General features: G+C 44.6%; 19 protein-coding genes. 3 read left to right on the top strand and 16 right to left on the bottom strand.

Annotated elements, in window-relative coordinates; genetic code table 11:
* Positions 1 to 12: 12 nt before the first annotated feature.
* From BHR79_RS10495 to BHR79_RS04120, 15 genes are all read right to left on the bottom strand, one after another.
* Positions 13 to 198: a hypothetical protein gene (locus BHR79_RS10495; RefSeq protein WP_157198644.1), complete on the bottom strand. Its 186-nt coding sequence runs from the start codon at positions 196 to 198 to the stop codon at positions 13 to 15.
* Positions 199 to 322: 124 nt separating this feature from the next.
* Entirely contained in the window at positions 323 to 2089 is a 1767-nt protein-coding gene (locus BHR79_RS04185; RefSeq protein ID WP_072561201.1) for a ribosome biogenesis/translation initiation ATPase RLI, read from the bottom strand.
* A gap of 30 nt (positions 2090 to 2119) precedes the next feature.
* Complete coding sequence (locus tag BHR79_RS04180; protein ID WP_072561200.1) at positions 2120 to 2506, bottom strand: EMC6-like membrane protein; 387 nt, start codon at positions 2504 to 2506, stop codon at positions 2120 to 2122.
* 84 nt (positions 2507 to 2590) lie between these two features.
* On the bottom strand, positions 2591 to 3574 hold the full coding sequence (locus BHR79_RS04175; RefSeq protein WP_083433110.1) for an MBL fold metallo-hydrolase: 984 nt from the start codon (positions 3572 to 3574) through the stop codon (positions 2591 to 2593).
* Positions 3575 to 3677: 103 nt separating this feature from the next.
* Positions 3678 to 3947: a thioredoxin family protein gene (locus tag BHR79_RS04170; RefSeq protein WP_072561199.1), complete on the bottom strand. Its 270-nt coding sequence runs from the start codon at positions 3945 to 3947 to the stop codon at positions 3678 to 3680.
* 132 nt (positions 3948 to 4079) lie between these two features.
* Entirely contained in the window at positions 4080 to 4868 is a 789-nt protein-coding gene (cofE, locus tag BHR79_RS04165) for a coenzyme F420-0:L-glutamate ligase (RefSeq protein ID WP_394328863.1), read from the bottom strand.
* Positions 4861 to 6105, bottom strand: coding sequence for a phosphomethylpyrimidine synthase ThiC (thiC, locus tag BHR79_RS04160; protein WP_072561197.1), 1245 nt, complete (start codon positions 6103 to 6105; stop codon positions 4861 to 4863). The genes cofE and thiC overlap by 8 nt, the downstream gene beginning before the upstream one ends.
* Before the next feature lie 22 nt (positions 6106 to 6127).
* The gene (locus tag BHR79_RS04155) at positions 6128 to 7045 is read right to left on the bottom strand and encodes a methylenetetrahydrofolate reductase (protein WP_234970458.1); all 918 of its coding nucleotides are present in this window, start codon (positions 7043 to 7045) and stop codon (positions 6128 to 6130) included.
* 34 nt (positions 7046 to 7079) lie between these two features.
* Positions 7080 to 7685 (bottom strand): methylenetetrahydrofolate reductase C-terminal domain-containing protein, encoded by a 606-nt coding sequence (locus tag BHR79_RS04150; protein ID WP_072561196.1) that lies wholly within the window; start codon positions 7683 to 7685, stop codon positions 7080 to 7082.
* 118 nt (positions 7686 to 7803) lie between these two features.
* The gene (locus tag BHR79_RS04145) at positions 7804 to 9729 is read right to left on the bottom strand and encodes a hydantoinase/oxoprolinase N-terminal domain-containing protein (protein ID WP_072561195.1); all 1926 of its coding nucleotides are present in this window, start codon (positions 9727 to 9729) and stop codon (positions 7804 to 7806) included.
* Between the two features lie 228 nt (positions 9730 to 9957).
* Positions 9958 to 11196, bottom strand: a complete 1239-nt coding sequence (gene folP / locus BHR79_RS04140) for a dihydropteroate synthase (RefSeq protein WP_072561194.1) — start codon at positions 11194 to 11196, stop codon at positions 9958 to 9960.
* Positions 11197 to 11232: 36 nt separating this feature from the next.
* Entirely contained in the window at positions 11233 to 12093 is an 861-nt protein-coding gene (locus BHR79_RS04135; RefSeq protein WP_072561193.1) for a tetrahydrofolate dehydrogenase/cyclohydrolase catalytic domain-containing protein, read from the bottom strand.
* A gap of 9 nt (positions 12094 to 12102) precedes the next feature.
* Entirely contained in the window at positions 12103 to 13344 is a 1242-nt protein-coding gene (glyA, locus tag BHR79_RS04130; RefSeq protein ID WP_072561192.1) for a serine hydroxymethyltransferase, read from the bottom strand.
* Between the two features lie 36 nt (positions 13345 to 13380).
* On the bottom strand, positions 13381 to 13989 hold the full coding sequence (purN, locus tag BHR79_RS04125; RefSeq protein WP_072561191.1) for a phosphoribosylglycinamide formyltransferase: 609 nt from the start codon (positions 13987 to 13989) through the stop codon (positions 13381 to 13383).
* A gap of 55 nt (positions 13990 to 14044) precedes the next feature.
* Positions 14045 to 15004, bottom strand: coding sequence for a transcriptional regulator (locus BHR79_RS04120; RefSeq protein WP_072561190.1), 960 nt, complete (start codon positions 15002 to 15004; stop codon positions 14045 to 14047).
* A 68-nt stretch (positions 15005 to 15072) separates the two neighbouring features.
* On the opposite strand from BHR79_RS04120, the gene BHR79_RS04115 reads away from it, so the two are divergent.
* The gene (locus BHR79_RS04115; RefSeq protein WP_072562288.1) at positions 15073 to 16350 is read left to right on the top strand and encodes a tRNA(Ile)(2)-agmatinylcytidine synthase; all 1278 of its coding nucleotides are present in this window, start codon (positions 15073 to 15075) and stop codon (positions 16348 to 16350) included.
* On the opposite strand, the gene BHR79_RS04110 is transcribed toward BHR79_RS04115, so the two are convergent.
* Complete coding sequence (locus BHR79_RS04110; RefSeq protein WP_072561189.1) at positions 16335 to 17135, bottom strand: NAD+ synthase; 801 nt, start codon at positions 17133 to 17135, stop codon at positions 16335 to 16337. The genes BHR79_RS04115 and BHR79_RS04110 overlap by 16 nt on opposite strands.
* Before the next feature lie 118 nt (positions 17136 to 17253).
* On the opposite strand from BHR79_RS04110, the gene BHR79_RS04105 reads away from it, so the two are divergent.
* Positions 17254 to 18621 carry an ATPase domain-containing protein gene (locus BHR79_RS04105; RefSeq protein ID WP_072561188.1) on the top strand — a complete coding sequence of 456 codons (1368 nt, stop codon included), beginning with the start codon at positions 17254 to 17256 and terminating at the stop codon, positions 18619 to 18621.
* A gap of 44 nt (positions 18622 to 18665) precedes the next feature.
* Positions 18666 to 19142, top strand: a complete 477-nt coding sequence (locus BHR79_RS04100; RefSeq protein WP_072561187.1) for an NOB1 family endonuclease — start codon at positions 18666 to 18668, stop codon at positions 19140 to 19142.
* The last annotated feature ends 47 nt before the right edge of the window (positions 19143 to 19189 follow it).

The raw sequence follows: 19189 nt of genomic DNA, 5'->3' as shown, positions 1-19189 counted from the left end.
AGTAAAGAGGATTTAAATGGACATAGTAGCCTTCTCAATATCAATTGCCCTTTTTCTGATATTATCCGTTGCTGTATTGTTCATATTTTTCAGGTATTCGTCCTTTTTTGCAATACTGCTGCTCACAATACCCATTATACTTGCAACAATTATTGTACCTGAGCCCACCGCAACCTTCCTGTCCATACAGCATTTCATGCTTGATGGTGGAAATGTCCCAATAAATAACTACCATATCCTGTTCATAGTATGGACTACACTGACAGGAATAATCATTTACAGTGAATTTCTCACCTGGTACCTTGCAAAAAGAGGATGAAAATTATTCATCCAGATTGTAATAATAGTATTCGCCCTTGGATTTTTGCAACCTGTCCAGATGCGAGTCCTTTTTATTGACCCTGGGCCGGGACGTGTCTTCATCGCGTCGGAAAGTAATGTCCAGATTGGAGAGGAACTTATTCATTCCTTCCTGCATACCGGTCGGGGAATGGGCTTCACCATATACAGCCGGCTCACCTTCAAATACGATCAATCTTTCACTGAGCATATCGATCATGTAAATATCATGATCTACAACCATGGCGGTTTTCTTATTGTTCTCAGCAAAACGCTTGATTGTCTTGGTGGCCTGAGAGCGCTGTTCGACATCAAGATGAGCACTGGGTTCATCAAGAATATACATATCTGCATCCCTGGTCAAACAGGCTGCTATTGCAACCCTCTGTAATTCACCACCACTAAGATCAGTCAGGGAGCGGTCATAGAGCCTTTCAAGCTGGAGTGGTTTGGCAATCTCTGCCTCATAGTAACTGGTGTCGACCTTTGAAGAGATTCCCCTGAGGAAATACTTAACCGGAAGATTCTGGTCAACTACGATATACTGGGGCTTGTAGGAAATAGATATGTCAAAATCCATTTCTCCACCATCCGGTTCTTCCTCGCCTGCAAGAACCTTTACGAAAGTGGACTTACCAATTCCATTGGGACCGACAACACCGAGCACTTCACCGTTTCTAAGGGAACCTTCATCGGCTTTGAGGCTGAACTTATCATACTTCTTGGAAAAGCCCTCATATTCCACAAGTGTGCCAACTTCCTTTTCAGCTCTTGGGGGATGAACCTCAAAATTAATACTATCCGGCCTGACACGCACATTCTCCTCGGGAAGATAGCCTTTGAGATACTGATTGATGGCAATACGCACTCCCTTGGGATGAGTAATCACACCATAACCGGAAGGCATACCATAAGCAACATGCACCACATCAGATAGCATGTCCAGAATTGCCAGGTCGTGTTCTACAACAAGTACGGCCTTATCCTGTGAAATTTCCTGAATTAACTGGGACACTTTTATACGCTGGTAAATGTCAAGATAGGGACTTATCTCATCAAAAAAGTAGAAATCGGCATCTTTGGCAGCACAGGCAGCAATCGCTACCCTCTGGAGTTCCCCTCCGCTCAAGTCCCCGATATTGCGATCCATTATATTAGATAAACCAAGTTTATTCACAAGATCATCCAGTCTGCCGCATTCATCTGTATTTTCAAGCAATTCCCGGGTTTTACCGTTGAAAGCTTGGGGGATCATATCCACATACTGGGGTTTCTGGGAAACTTTTATAGTGCCTTCTGCAACCTTGCTGAAATATTCATACATAGAGGTTCCTGAATAATATTCAAGTACATCATCCCAGCTTCCTTCCTCACCACCAAAATTGGGGATCATGTTTCCTGAAAGAATCTGCACACAGGTACTTTTTCCGATACCGTTGGGCCCCAGAATACCGGTTACCCTGCCGGTTTCAACTGAAGGCAGGCCGTAGAGCGCAAAGCCATTGGTACCGTAGCGATGGATTGGTTTATCCAGTTCCTCGGGCAGGCCAATAATCATAATGGCGTCAAAGGGGCATTTATTGACACATATACCACAACCCACACACATCTCTTCTGAAATTATGGGTTTACCATCTTCTCCAAAAATGATGGTTTCGTCGCCCGTTCTGACCCGGGGACAATATTTCTCACATTCGTGGCTGCATCTTCTGGGCTGACATCTATCTTTATTCAGTACTGCAATTCGCATATCAAAATACCTGCCAGATAAGGGTGGATATCAGTTCAAAAGTAATGTCCATGTGACAAGGCAAAAGTCAACAACTATGAACTCTACGTAAAACCAGTCTTTCATACCAAATTCCTTGGTATCGATGTTGATCTTTGGGAAAATCAACCGCTGGGCATAATAGGCAAGTATTGCAACAATTACAAGGATAGCATACCATTTTGACTCCGCTCCTATTCCCAGTACATTGAATGCTATGATACCTGCAAAAATTCCTATGAAAGCAGCAACTGCAGTCTTCACGATACCCTCAACATGAGCTGCTCTCTTCTCCTCGGGGGTCATGACCTTAGTAGCTTTGGCCACTTCTGCAGCAGAAGCCTTTTCCCCTTCAGCAGGCTTATTTTCCTTTTTTGATTTATTCGCTTTATTTTTCAAGGGGCATCTTCTCCTGAATGGATATTATAAATGAACATACAACACAATAACCTATATAAACGTTTATTCATAGGTGACCACCTATTACATAAATTCATTGCTGACAACATTATTGATATCCGCAAGGCAAACGGCATCATATCCCAATGAATTCAGATGACAAGCAAATCTGGAGGGACGATGTCCCCCGGGATGATAGACAACCACAAATTCAGGATCGATATCCAGAACCATTTTTTCCAGGCCTGAAGCATCCAGGTGATCGCTAATATTAATGGAGGGAAACCGGTGATCCCTGCGTCCTGTAATCATGTATTTGGACATATAAAGGGGAAGGTCTTCGAGTTTACCCGGAGAAACTACATTGACTCCGACTCCTTCATCCATCGAAACAAGTTCACCTGCATCCTCAAGCAGGTTTTGTGTAAGTTCCTGCGACCTCTCATCCATCCCTATTGGCCCCTGATAACCTGATTGCCTGATAAGTCTGACAACCCTTTGCGCCTTCCCAAAGGGATACGCGCCAAATGCTACATCCTGAGGGGATCCAAGAGCCGCATAAAATCCGTCCAGATCATCCTCAAAATAACAGGAAAGGTCCGCAGGATCCCCATAATTTGCCTCGGTTATGAGTACATCGCAAGCGGGAAGATTAGAGGCATCTTTCACATCACCTGTTGCAAGAATACGCATCCCGTTTTCATTCTCCCACCCAAAGGCCACAGAACCGTCAGTGTGATGGGTTGGATAGGTTCGTATTCTTACGCCCCTATAGTCAATAAAACCATTTTCCCCTGCCAGATTGCCTTTAAAGTCACGCCTATGCCGTACCTCCAGGGCATTCATTGTTTTTTCCGTACATATTGAGCACCCAGACAGCATTGCTGAACTGCCATGATGGTCGGAATGGGCATGGGTTATCAAATAAGCGTCCGGCTGCGGATACTTTGCCGCAACCCTTGTAGAATCAATAAAAAAAGAACGCAAGCTTCCTTCTTCACTTCTGAATTTTACAGCCAGGTGGGGCTTAAAACCTCCACGAGCGTTTTTTTGCCTATACGGCATCATACCCATCCTGACCAAACGCTGCACTTGTTATACCTCAGGAGAGGAGAGGATTACAAGTTATATACTCTTTCCGAAAAAAGAAGAAAAAAGAAAGAGGAGTGTATCAGAATAATTTCTTGAGTTCAGCACTCAGTATATCGGCACTGGTTACACCGGTATACCTTTTAATTTCCGAACCATCTTTTTCGATGATCAGGGTAGGTACCGCATGAATTCCATATTTCCCGGCAAGATCCGGACTCTGGTCCACATCAACTTCCTTTATATCGACCTTGTCGCCGAGTTCTTTCTCCAGGTTCTCAAGAATTGGTTTCTGCATCTTGCATGGGCCACACCAGGTGGCGCTGAAATCATATAATACAACATTACTCATCCGATATCACCTTGAATATTACCAAATATATCTACAACAGTATCTTTGAAATGCTTTACCGTAGGTTGCACGGTATTGCACCAACCATACAAAATCATGGTTTTATCCTATATAAATTTGCTGGCGAGAGAATCAGGGTTTCGAAGTACCGTTATTACGAATATTGCTGTAATACATGCATTCTTCCCTGGAAAAGAGGGGCATAGGCACATCTTCATCCACCAGCCTGACCGGTGCATTCCTCACAATTACACAGGGAACACTTTCTCCACCCTCACCCATTACAAGCTGGCAGGCAGACATGATATTATCCGCCACAGCCTTATGAGTGATATGGAGGATATTGCCAAACAGGTCACTTTCTCCCCTGGCATCCTCGACCGGAATCAAGCCGGAGGTACCAAGCGCCACACCCACACACCCCAGTCGCAGGGGCTGGGTACGACTGTCACCCACAATTACACCGATATCACATTCAAATTTTTCCCTGAGTCCTTTCCTGATAACTGAAGCACTTTTATCGGCATCTTCAGGAAGCAGGACAACATGGCCAGCCGGGGCATTGGAACCATCAATTCCTGCGTTGGGAGAAAGATTTCCTTTAGTTATAGTCAATGCTGCACCGGGAACCCCTCCGAATACTTCATCACATTCCTGCAACACCAATTCCATTTCCCGCGGATCCAGACTGTAGCGGTGGGCCAGTTTCAATGCCTGTTGCGTGGGACTTATGTCTGAAAGATTCACTATCCTTCCTTCAGCTGTAGCAACTGCAGATTCAGCCAGCACTACCACGTCACCATTTTCCAGAGTGATGGATTGTTCTGCAAAAGCTTTTGAAAGTACCTCTACAACGTTGTCCCCGGAATTTATTATGGGGGTCCTGACACCTATAAGCTGCATTGAAGGGGATTTACTCACCTTCTGCAAGATATTCCCCCATTATCTGGATGGCACAGTATTCCCCACACATGGAACATGGACCCTCCATCGGACAAAAATCCCTTGGACGGTCCGGATCAAAAGCAAGTTCCATCTGCCCTTCCCAATCAAAACTGGCGCGTCTTTTTGCAAGCAGACGATCTTTTTCTGCCATACCATATTTCATCGAGTCACCTATATGAGCCGCTATCTTGAAAGCAACCAGACCTTCCCTTACCTGATCAGGGGTTGGCAGGGAAAGGTGCTCGGAAGGAGTTATGTAACAGAGATAGTCGGCACCTGCACCGCTTGCCATACTTGCCCCTACAGCACCTGCGATATGATCATAACCCAGGGCAATATCCGTAGGCAGAGGACCTGCCACAAAAAGGGGATGGCAGGATTTGGAACGATAGGTCCCAACATATTCAGGAATGGAAGATGCCGCCACATGGCCACCCATTCCTTCTATGATTACCTGTACACCACATTCATTGGCACGTTTTGCAAGGGCTGCATTGTTTTCCATCTCCATCAGCTGGGCCTGATCCGGCCTGTCATGGATACAACCACTTCTCATAGTATTACCCAAAGACAGCACCACATCCTTATCCCGTAGAATTTCCATTACCTCATCGAAGTTTTCAAGAAATGGATTTTCACAGCCACTCACAAGCATGAAGACACTGGTAAATGAGCCACCTTTGGAAACCATGCCCATCAGCCTGCCTGAACCTTTAACTTTTTCAAGCATTTGTTTTTCAACACAGTGCAATACAACGGAACTTATACCTTCAGCTACCTGGGATCTGAGATAAGAAAGTATGTCAGCTGAAGTGACATTTTTCAGGCCACATTCCACAACGGCCTGATACACAGGGACCGTAGTCAATGGCAAGGTGGTGTTTTCAATAATTGCTTTGCGAATCTGCTGGATGTCTCCTCCCATTGAAAGATCGGTTATGGTATCGGCACCGTATTTTTCTGCAATCCGGGCCTTTTCAATCTCTGAGGAGGGATCAATACTCGCAGCAGAACTGCCTAGATTTACATTGATCTTGGTAGTAGCTCCTTCCCCGATTGCAACCGGAGGATTGCCCTGCCTTGTCATAATTACGAGGCTGCCCCCTAAGACGCGGGATAGTACCGTGCCAGAGTCCATATTTTCCTGTACTGCGACCTGCTGCATCTCAGCGGTCAATTCACCGTTTTTGGCATGATCAATCTGTGTAAGCATAATAATCCCTTAGAGGGGGTAATCAGTTTTTTTCATGTAAACCGGCCATTTCAAAGAGGGCCGTTATGTGACTGTAATGGCCAATGGGCATGAGATGTATGCCCCTGCACACCTTCCTTAATTCACGAATTTGTTCGGCACATATTAGAAGGCCTTCTTCTGCAGGGTCAGTTGAGGATTCCATGCGTGCTATCAGTTCATCCCCTACCCGGATACCAGGAATCTTTTCATTCATGAAACGGGCCATATGGGCGGATTTGAGAGGAATAAGCCCTGCAAGCACCGGTACATCCATATGAGAAATACTGTCCATGAATGTTTCAAAATGCCCGATATCATAGACGGCCTGAGTCTGGAAAAAATCAATTCCCATATGTGCTTTCTTTTCGAGTTTCATTAGTTGTAGTGGTTGATCAGGTTCGGTATTGCATACCGCCCCTTTTGTAAAGGAGGGAGATGATTCCAGCGGGTTGCCTGCAATATCGTATCCTTCCTCCAACCGGTTCATTGCCCCGAGCAGTTGTACCGAATCAAGATCATACACCGGTTTTGCACCGGGATTATCCCCTTTTGTCGGGTAATCCCCGGACATTATACAGACATTTTCCATACCCATTGCATAAGCGCCGAGTAGATCCGACTGGAGAGCCAGACGATTACGATCCCTGCATGTAAACTGCATAATAACGTCCAATCCCTGCTCCTTTAACAGGTGACCCATTGCCAGGGGAGACATGCGCATAACCGCACGCTGGTTGTCGGTAACGTTGAATGCATCCACGTAATCCTTAATCAGTCCTGCTTCCTCAAAGGCCGAGGAGACATCCACGCCCTTGGGAGGCGATATCTCTGAGGTGATTACAAAGTCATCGGACAGCAGCTTTTCCTTGAAGGCAGAGGGCATGGCAGGATAATATGTGACATTGGTTTTTAAACTCATCGAACCGGGAAAAGGAAATATTAATACCCAGCCTTCAATATTCCTTCGGCTCGAAAATCCTCTCCAGCAGGTCCAGCCGGCCAATCTCTTTGAGCCTTAAGTAGATCAATTCCCAGGCACATTCCCTGTCAGGATCCACCTCGCATTTTCCTTCCATTGCACCACCACAGGGACCATTCATAAGGCCCTTGGGACAGCGTGCCGTCGGACATACACCACCAAAAGAATCTGCTATACAGCTGCCACACATGGCACACAGGTCTTGCCGGACATGGCCTTCTGAATATCCTCCCAGTGAATCGGTGTTTGTTGCCGGATGCACCGGCACATCCACAAGAGAGGAAACCACAGAAAGACCGCTGCCACAGGACATAACTATAATGGTGTCGGCTTTTTCAATTGCAGGACCATTCTCCAGCAAACTCTCCCTTGATTTAAAGCTGCATGCAGCTTTTGCAATTCCTCCACCAATTACTTCTTTTCCCGCATCCCGTAGTTTGCGGCACATAGCCTCAACTTCGGGTTCCCCACCCACATGTAACTTTGTGGCGCAGACCCCGCAGCCCAGCACAAATATCTTGCCGGAATCATCGAGGTTTTCCAGGATTTCTTCAAAGGGTTTGGAAGAGGAGATTATCATAGGTATCCATTCTGCAAAAGGAAAAGATGGTATTAAAGTTTACCAGTGTCTTGAAAAATTAGCCTTATTCTATTCATGAAGGGGGAAAAGGAGGGCGAATAATTGCATCCAAACCTCCTTATTTTTCAATCTCAGGCATTCCTATACCCACAAAAGTCAGCTTGGTCTCAATCGGCAAGCCACCACCTTCATGGAGTTTGATTTCCTGCTTGCTGACTTCCACTTTAACATCTCCGCGATCCAGACCGGCTTCTTTCATGTATTCAAGCACCATTTCCCTGCCGAGTTTTTCAGCTGCTTCAAGTGCATCCGGATAACCCGGGAATTTTTGCCTGCCATGCGGGGAAAACATCATTATGCCTGTTTTGTTACCCTTGGATACTGTACGAATCAGGATCTCCACACGTTTGATACCTTTACCCACAAGTGCCCCCACAGCATTACCAACTTCCGCATGTTCAGGGAGGATTATGTCGGCATCTAGCAACTCATTCACTTCATTTATATAGGCACTTACAGGCCCACCCAGAAGTATTACCGGCACATCGACTTTGAAATGACTGAAAAACTCTTTCTGGTTTGCAATGATTGTCTCAATTTCCTCTTTATCCACCTTCCGGAGAAGATAAGCCATTATGTATAATGCCATATTATGGGCAAATTTGGATTTTACAGCTTTGGAAAACTTGCTTTTTTCCAGAAAAGTCAACCTGCCCAATGTGTTTGCACCTATTCGGGATGCTTCTGCATTCCAGGCATCATATTCGCCGAGTACATGTAATGCATCCGTAGGAGTAAAGCCGATAGCCTGCACCAGTCTTTTCTGAATCAGCCTGTCCAATAGCAGAGGAGAAGGCAATCTGTCGATGAAGATTTCAGTTACAGAAACAGGTTCATCACCTATATTATCCAAAATCTCCTGCTCAAGCTTACTGATGTTTGGAATCTCTTTGCCCGTTTTAACAAAGAATTTGGTAGGCTGGATATTCTCACACATCTGCATTTTGGAAGGAGTACGTGAAAGTTTGAGCTTATCAATAATCGATGGCCACTTCGAAGCTGCTACACATAGAGGCATGACCCTGCGAGGGCCAATGTTTATCTTCTGGGCTTTGATCCATACGTGGCTATCTCCACCCATAGCAGAGGTTTCCATGCGTATGGCCTGTACTTTGGTCTGCCAGCCTCCCACTACTGCGCCCCTGTCGGTAATCTCGGGCAACCCGTCATTTACCATGGCTACATCGGTACTGGTACCACCGACATCAATAGCAAGACATGTAGGAGAATCCGATAGGTAGGAAGCGCCAACAAGACTTGCGGCAGGACCTGAAAATATGGATTCAATGGGTTTTTCCTTGGCCTCATCAATACCCACCACTGAACCATCACATTTGAGCATCAAAAGACGAGCATTAATGTTACGCCTTTCCATTTCACCAATAACTGTTTCTATGAACTGACTTGTTATAGGTATCAACTGGGCATTGAGATAAGCAGTAACTCCTCTTTCATAAGCCCCCAGTGCCTGGGACAGCTCATGGCCGCAGACCACAGGCATCCCGGTAAGTTCTTTTACGATCTCTTTTGCACGCAGTTCATGGTTTGGGTTACGTACACTAAAATAGGAAGAAATGGCAAAAGCTGACACTTTCTCCTCCATTTTTTTCACATAATCCCTGATGGCCTGCTCATCCAGAGGGGCTATTTCCTCCCCATAAGAGCCATGTCCTCCCTTAATTACAATGGAATTGTCAATAGAATGTCCTTCAGGAATCGAATAATCCCCGATCATCAACAATGCCACAGGGTAACCGGTTTTTTCCAGAATAGTGTTCGTGGACAGGGTTGTGGAGACAGATACCAATTTTACATTTGTGAGATACTCCTGGTCCAACCCGTCAAGCGAATTTCTTATTCCTCCAAGAAGGTCCGGATAAGTGGTAAGAGCTTTATTAGAGTCGATAACTGCTCCGTCCGAATCCCTGATAATAACCGAATCCGTATATGTGCCACCTGCATCAATCCCCATACTGTATTGCATAATAAATTGCCTCCAGTTAATCAGTTCATTAATAAGATATCATCCATAGATATAATTAATTTAACCCACAGGACAAAATAAATCCTGCAATAAAATTCCGGTTTTTATGTACGAGCATGCAGCAAATCTTTTAGTGCATATCGCACGGTATTATGATATATATAATATTTGGAACGTAGCAGTATAAAAAGACCCGTCATCCACCACAATAAACAATCGAAAAAGAGATTAATCAAACTTCCAGGAAGAATAACGATATTTTACATCATTATATTCATCCAGAACTGTATCCATCATCGCGGCTATCTGAGGCAAATTCCTTGCCTGGCCCTGTAGTTTTGCAACAAGCTTTTTCAACTGCAAAAGGGTGCCCATTACAACAAGATCGGTATTCTCAGTCTCATGTGATACAGCATTTCGCTCAAGACATGCATCCCCGCCTCTTGCCAGGATCTCCTGCTTGATTATAAGGGCTTCTGTGGTTGTGATATTGCTCACAAGCAGATTGAACATCACGGATTTATTTTTCATAACCTGTGCGCCGGTGGAAGTCACATCCAGGGATTTCATCACCTTTACAGAATCATCCGGATCGGTAATTTCCAGCATTCTCACCTGCCTTTCACCCGCTTTCTGACAGGGAATTCTGCCCCTTATCGCCTCAGCTATTCGCACAGCATCAGTTGTCGCAGCCACATCGTGGGTGCGTATAATGTGCGCTCCTTTATGCACAGCAATTGCGGTTGCGGCCAGACTTCCATATAATCTTTCAGCAGCAGGCTTGTTCAGGACCTCACCTATGAAAGATTTACGGGAAAGGGCCGCAAGAACTGGTTTACCAAATGTCTGCAGACGTTCAAAACGGTCAAAGGTCTCAAAATCGTATATCGGATCCTTTTCGGGGACCCATTTACCAATAGCAGGATCCAGAATTAACCGGTCCGTATCAATACCCTTCCCTTCACACAGCTCAATGATTGCCTCCAGGGAATCCATAACTGCATCCATCCCAAGCACGTCACCCGGCACTTTCCGGGAGGCCATTACAACAGCAGGACATGCATGGTCTGCCACCACATCCACCATGTTTTCATCAATCGTGAAACCGGAAACATCATTTACAAGGTCAGCGCCCCTGTCAAGACACTGGTCGGCAATATCCGCAAACACTGTATCCACTGAAAGAACAGCATCCACGTTTCCTGCAAGGGCATCTATTGCAGGAAGTAATCGTTCCCGCTCTATTTCCTTGCTAATGGGTTCTGCAAGTGGCCAGGTGGAACGCCCGCCTATATCGAGCACATTTGCACCTTCCTCCAGCATGACAGAAGCGGCATCAATGAGAGAATCTTCCCTGACAACAGACCCCTTATAAAAGGATTCATGGCTGAGATTCAATACACCCATCAATCTTACAGGATGATTGTCCCCTACCTTTAGTCCACATATGTCAACATCGACGACCATTGAAATTACCAGATGATTTTATATTTAACAGGATGATTACTCAATTTCCTTTGCAGCAAAGGTCACATGTGTCAGAAGCGTTGCTATGGTCATAGGCCCCACGCCCCCTGGCACCGGTGTAACAAGTGAGGCTTTATTCACAACATTCTCAAAGTCCACATCACCATATATCTTGCCTTCTTCTTCGGTGATTCCCACATCAAAAACAACAGCTCCTTTCTTGACCATATCTTCTTTGATGAGATGCTTGACACCGGCTGCAACTACAAGTATATCGGCACCGGTGGTGTAACTTTTAAGGTCTTTGGTGTAAACATGGCATACCGACACTGTAGCATTGCGGTTTAAGAGCATTGCTGCCATGGGTTTACCAACTACATTACTGTGGCCGACTATCACAGCATCCTTTCCCTCAATGTCGACATCATAATATTCAAGAGCGAGGATTATCCCCGCAGGTGTGCAGGGAACAAAGCCCTCGTCACCGATCATCAGGTTACCCATGTTATAGGGGTGAAAACCATCCACATCTTTTGCCGGGTCAATAGCCTGCATGGCTTCTTTTGCATCCAGATGTGGCGGCAGGGGCAACTGAAGCAGTATACCATGGATATCTGCACGTGTGTTCAAATTCTCGATCACATCCAGCAGTTCTTCCTGGGTAATAGAGGCGTCGAGTTTCTGATCCTCCGCATAAATTCCTACCCTGTCACATGCTTTATGTTTCAGTCGTACATACAATTGCGAGGCTGGGTCCTGCCCCACAAGGATAGTTGCAAGACCCGGGATTATACCGGCATCGGCCTTCATAGAAGATATTTCTTCTGTTAATTCAGCCTCAATTTGCTTTGAAATAGCTCTGCCGTCTATGATTCCCTGTTTAGCTTCACCCGCCATTAAATCACCTTATAGATGCTTGTATATCGGGAAGTCACTGCACAGCTGCTGTACATCAGCATTTACCTGATCCAGTACAGACTGATCTTTTGGATTATGAATTACTGTTTCTATGAAGTTAGCAACATCTTCCATCTGGGCTTCCTTCATACCACGAGTGGTTACTGCAGGAGTGCCTGCACGCAGACCGCTTGTGATAAAGGGACCACGGGTTTCGAAAGGTATAGTGTTCTTGTTGATAACAATCCCACCATTGCTCATATAGGTCTCAGTCTCCTTACCAGTCAGATCATATTTGTTGAGATTGATAAGCATAAGATGATTATCCGTGCCACCGGCCACAATATCAAAATCACGGTCTATCAGGTTTGCACAGAGAGCTTTTGCATTTTTCACGGTCTGTTTCTGGTCCTGCTTGAACTTATCAGAAAGAGCTTCCTTAAACGCAACTGCCTTGGCAGCAATAATATGCATAAGAGGGCCCCCCTGAAGACCGGGGAAGACTGTTTTATCCACACCTTTTGCATATTCTTCAGAACACATGACCATACCTCCACGGGGACCCCTCAGTGTTTTGTGTGTGGTCGTTGTTACAAAATCAGCATATGGCACCGGACTTGGATGTTCACCGGCTGCAATTAGGCCTGCTATATGAGCAACGTCCGCAAGCAGGTATGCATCCACAGAATCAGCGATTTCCCTGAAACGCTTGAAATCGATCGTGCGGGAATATGCAGAAGCACCGGTCACTATCATCCGGGGTTTTTCCTTTTTTGCCATTTCTTCGAGGGCATCATAATCCAGCTCTTCGGTTTCCTCTGCTACTCCGTAAGGTACAATATCATAAAGTTTACCTGAAAAACTTACAGGACTTCCATGGGATAGGTGACCTCCATGTGAAAGATCCATTGCCATTATCTTGTCACCTGGATTGAGGACGGAGAAGTAAACAGCCATATTGGCACCTGAACCTGAATGCGGCTGGACGTTCACATGCTCGGCACCAAAAATTTCCTTAGCCCTTTCAATCGCCAAATCCTCTGCAATATCAACAAATTCACAGCCTCCGTAATATCTCTTACCGGAGTAGCCTTCTGCATACTTGTTGGTCATAATGGAACCCTGAGCTTCCATTACCGCCCTGCTTGTGTAATTCTCTGATGCTATAAGGTTGAGTTTATAGTCCTGTCTTTCGGCCTCGAGCTCCAGTGCTCTGGCAATATCGGGATCTGTTTCTGAAATATAAGACATATTGTTCCTCCTTGTATCTTTGAATTTATGAGATGATTATAATATATGTACACGTCTTCCTTTTACGTCCAGTCTTCCTTCGGCAAACAACTTAACTGCTTCGGGGAAAATGATATGTTCCTGTGCAAGTATTCTTTCAGAAAGGGAGTCTTCTGTATCTGAATCAAGTACAGGTACGCTTTTTTGTAGAATAATTGGGCCGGAATCCATCCCTTCGTCAACAAAATGTACAGTGCAACCTGCGATTTTTACACCATAATCCAGCGCCTGTTTCTGGGCATGCAGTCCTTTAAAAGAAGGCAAGAGGGCAGGATGGATATTCATTATCCTGTTACTGTAGGCTTTTATCACATTGGAACCCAGGATTCGCATGAAACCGGCAAGTAAGAGCACATCCGTACTGAATTTTGCAAGAGCTTCCAGAAGTGCATTCTCAAAATTTTCTTTGGATTGATAAGCAGCCGGGTCGATAAAAACAGCATTTATGCCTTGGTCCATAGCCCTTCTAAGACCATAAGCGTCCTTTTTATCACTTATAACCACACTGACACAGGCATTTGGGATGTAACCACTTTCTACATTATCAATAATTGACTGTAGATTAGAGCCCCTGCCGGATATCAGGACTGCAATGTTGAGAGTCATTGCCCATCCTAAGGGAATTGCCATATATTATAGTTTTGGAAAAACAATCCAAAAATCAATAATCAACAGTCGCACTGGTCCTTTCACTTATAAGATCATCCAATTCTTCAGAATCCGAAAGGGAATCCAATTCCTTTCTTTCAATCAGGACTGTGTGTTCTACCGATGTAATTTTACTCTCTCCTTCAATGATATAAACCGATCTTGTACGTGTGATGGTAGATATATTGCTCATCAAATGAGCTCGCTTTATCATGGCATTGCTGTATTTACTTACTCCGGTAAGGAAAGTAGTGGAACAGTCCCTGGATACTGCATTAAAAGGTGCCTGGGATATTGAAAGTACATCATAACCGAGCCCGTAAATGAAACTCAGGATACCATCTGTAGGAGGCTTTAAGGTGTCATTTTCATCAGGTTCCTGACGAGAACGGTGAAACGGACCCAAAATATCAATGGATTTTGCAAGCGCCACATCAAGCAATTCTTCCAATTCGAGTACAACATCAATAGAAGCATCCATGCAGCCTTCCTCATATTTACTAATAGTACGCCGGGATACTCCCAGATGTGACGCCAGGGAACCAATAGACATCGAAAGTTGACTTCTGGCATCCCGCAACACATCACCATCAATGGAAACATAGAGACCACCGGGAGCCGCTGAAATCAGAGGAGGTATGCCTTCTACAAAATAATCATAAAGGGTCTGGACATTTAGAGCAGGAATCTCATACCGGACATAGACTACGCTATCTTCAAGCATCTGATCACGCGTTTTTGCCCCAATAAGCATCGGAGTACCACCGAGATATCCTGCCAATGCTTTCATTTCAGATGCTGTTTCTTCATTCAGGCTATCAATATTATATAATGCCTTACAGAAAAGAAGTACACCATCCTGCCTTGCCGCCAGATCAAAACTACGAGGTCTAATGTTACAGCGGCTAGATACAGTAAAATTACTCTTTTCCAGTACATCAATGATTTGATGTATTAGAATGTCTTTTGTCATGACAAACTATAATGTCCTTGCACATCTATATAAATATATCCACCCACAAATGCATGATTAGAAAAAACATGATTATAAGCTTTGATGATACAGATTCCCGCAGTCTTGGGATGTGCACCACATACCTGGGTGCTCTATTGATGGATGAACTTAAAGCGTATGGAAAGCCCGCCGGTCTGCCCCTGCTTATAAGGTTGAATCCCACCATACCCTTCAAAACACGGGGAAATGCTGCAGTTGCAATCAAAATAGAAACATCTGAATCTGAAAAAATCAAAAAACATGTAATACAGAGAATAGAAGAACTGGCACAGATGGAGGATGAAAATACAAATCCAGGTGTGGTCTTTCTCGAAAATAACAATGATGAAGTTAAAACTGCCCTGACCGCCTTTTTCAAACGTGCTGTACAACACGTAATTACAATCCAGGAAGCAAAAGGCCTCGTTGAAAAATACGAACTTGATGGAAGAGGGTACAAAAACAGTCGTGGGCTGATAGGAGCACTGGCCGGCTGCGGTGCCATGCTGGAAGAAGAGTGGGACCACACTTATGAATACCTCTCATACAGGCAGAAAGAAGCATGGGGCACACAGCGATTTGTAAATGAAAATAGTGTAATCCGGGCAGATGATGCCACCTATCCCCATACATGGGACAACCGTGATATTGCAAACAATATGGTAGTCTGCGTGCCTCATTCACCAGATCCTGTCCTTTATGGAATTCGGGGAAAGACACCCGAATACATCTCCCATGCCGCCTCCATGATAGAGGGAGAGGTTACCGAAAGGCATGCAATATATAAGACAAACCAGGGAACCGATATGCATCTGATTCCAGCAGAAAGTATCAGCAAGCTGCAGGACATGGAATCATATATAATCCAGGGGTTTGTGGCTTCAAACCCCCGTACAATTGAAGGAGGACACACCTTATTCCTTTTCAGGGACAAAGAGGGAGAGGAAATGGAATGTGCCGCTTTTGAACCCACAAAAAACTTCCGGGAACTAATTCGCAAACTTCTCCCGGGAGATCATATAACAATATACGGAAGTGTCAAGAATAAGACACTTAATATTGAAAAAATTGATGTGATCGAACTTACGGAAAAATACAGGAAGGTCAACCCCCTGTGCCCCAAATGTGAAAAGAGTATGAAATCCGCCGGGAAGGGACAGGGATATCGATGCAGGCATTGCAAAACACGGGCAGATAAAGCCGCAAGGTCCAAAGTTGAAAGAGAGATCAAACCCGGAATATATGAGGTACCCCCCTGTGCCCGCAGGCATCTTTCGATGCCTCTTATCCGGAAAGAAGGAAAGGATATTCACCCTTCAAGGTAATTCGAAGTCCTTATATCTGCAAGGTCAGCTACAGGAGGTAGCATTCTTTTGTGCATATTGGAATCGACACGCTGGAGAAGTTTGTCCAGCTCGGATTCTGGGACACCGCATTCTAATGCCACTGCACTGGCCTCCTCTTGTGCAAGCATTTTTATCAGGATGCTGTCAATAGTAGCATAGGAGTGGCCCAATTCTTTTTCATCTGTCTGGCCCTCCCAGAGAGCGGCTGAGGGGGATTTATCAATGATTCCCCCGGGAACACCTACCATTTCCGCCATTTGAAACACTTCAGTTTTATAGAGGTCCCCGATTGGTTCGAGGTCCACTCCGCCATCGCCATACTTGGTATAATAACCTAACAAGATTTCGGTCTTGTTCCCTGTACCTGCCACAAGTCTGCTGTCAAGATTGGCATAATAGTAAAGAATGGACATCCTGATCCTGGCTTTCAGATTGCCGTTGACGTATTTGTTAGCGGGATCAGAACCTGGCATATTTGCAAGATATGTTTGAACTATTCCCCCAATATCAATGGTCCTGAATTCAATCCCGAGCCCATTGGCCACCTCGGTTGCATCCAGTACATCTTCCGGTGGTGTGACATTCAGTTCAGGGAGATGCAACCCAAATACATTCTCAGCACCAAGTGCTTCCACTGCCAGATGTGCCACAAGTGCAGAATCCACCCCCCCGCTGATACCTACAACAGAACCGGTTACACCGGCATCCTCACATTTCTCGCCAATGAAATCCACTATTCTTTCCTTTGCTTGTAGAATGTCCATTTATATCCACCTGAGGTGGCATTATTTGGACGATTGTATTAATACATTTACACCGGGAGGAATGAGGTTTAAATAAAATAAAAGATATATTTTAGATGAATATATAAAGGAGCATCTAATGCAACAAGTCACCACCCACATCCAGGGCCTCGACAGCATACTCAAGGGAGGTTGGAATTGCCCTTCTGCAACCCTTATAGCTGGTGTTGCAGGCAGCGGGAAGACCACATTTGCATTACAGGCATTATGTGAAAGTGCAAGAGAAGGGAAAGTTTGCCTGTATGTTACTTCGGTCAACGAACCGGCCACAATCGTGAATAACTTTGTGTCAAGATTGAGCCATTATGACGTATCCCGGATCTCCAGAGGAAACATACACCAGATATCCATTGATATCAAAACCCTCGATCGAGGGATATATTCCTTCATGTGGAATCTTGAGGATTCCATTGAAAAAATCAAACCAAAGATCATCGTTATTGATCCCATTACCATCATAGGATGTAGTTTCGACAAGAATACCAGAAGAAGATTCTACTATGAATTTTTCAAAAGAATGAAAAAATGGAATTCACTGGTACTTGTTACCGGAGAGATGTCAGAAAAGGAAATTGAAGAAAGTACTCTGGGATATGTAACAGACGGGATAATACATCTTACAAATAAAGAAGAAAGGCAGCAGCGAAATCGCTATCTTGAAGTGCTAAAACTACGGGGACAGGAATACATCCCGGGCAAACACAGTTTTTCCATAACCAGTGAAGGAATAACAGTACTTCCCTGGCAGGACAGGATATCCAGGCGCGAAGAAAGCAAGCTACTTGAAACCGGCCTATGCGGGCTGGACTATATGCTTTGTGGTGGTCTGAGAGTAGGTTCGGCAAATTATATAGGGGGACCCACCGGCACAGGTAAAACCCTGATGGGTATCCGATATGTAAATAAGGGAGCTGAGCAGGATGAAAGGGGCATCATCGTTTCATTTAATGAAACCAAAAATGACATCCTGAATCGTGCTGAGTCCGCAGGAATGGATCTTGAAAAATATATTCATACAGGAAATATCGAAATATTACAACTCTCCACAAATGATTTTGCCAGGCATTTTCACGAAATTCAGCAGAAAGTAGAAAAGATCAATGCAACAAGGATTTTTGTTGATGACGTGGAAAAACATATGAAAACTATGGAAGGGACTAGCTTTATCCAGCACCTTGTGGCAAAATACAAAAATGCAAATATCACACTCCTGATGACAGGAACCATATCATCCGGACTTCCGACAATAGGTGAAGCCGGCAAAAATTTGCATGCTGACAGCACCATAGCAACCTGTTATGTAGCGGATAAATTACATTTGAAAAAAGGCCTCATCGTCCTCAAGAACTTCAATTCAAAACATAAGAAAGAAATCCATGAGATTAATATTGGCGAAAATGGGCTGGAAATTAAAGGAATCTTGCCCCTTACCGATATAATATCCTGAAGAGGCGGGCTTAATTTTAATATTCCTTTAACATATCTAGCCTCATGAAAATTTACATAGCAGACACCGGCGTTTTCATCAATCGAAAGGGCAGGGACCGCCAGCTTGTTACAGTACCTGCAGTAATCGATGAAACTAAGGCAAAATACACAAGCATGGAAGTGTTGATCGCCCTTGAAACCGGGGCAAAGGTTGAGCAACCAGATCCTGTATTTAGGAAAAAAATCGTGAGCAAGGCAGAAGGTACAGGCGATCTTGAAGAACTTTCCGGGACCGATATCGATGTGCTGGCAAAAGCTCTGGAATATGGGAGAAATGCTGTCCTCATGACAGATGATTATGCTGTGCAGAATGTGGCAAGTATGATTGGCATAAAGGTAGAGCCCATATCCCAATCAAGGATAAAGGACAAAATAATCTGGGGGAAAAAATGCACCGGGTGCATGAAAAGATTTGACAATGGTGAAGAATGCCCTATCTGTGGATCCCCCCTCAAGAAAATACGTAAAAGAAAGATATAATATTATAAAGGATGTATAGGAAAATAAATATCATAAAACAGCACGTG

It is taken from the genome of Methanohalophilus halophilus (genome assembly GCF_001889405.1).
Lineage (GTDB): Archaea > Halobacteriota > Methanosarcinia > Methanosarcinales > Methanosarcinaceae > Methanohalophilus > Methanohalophilus halophilus.
This window is presented reverse-complemented; position numbering and strand designations above follow the sequence as displayed.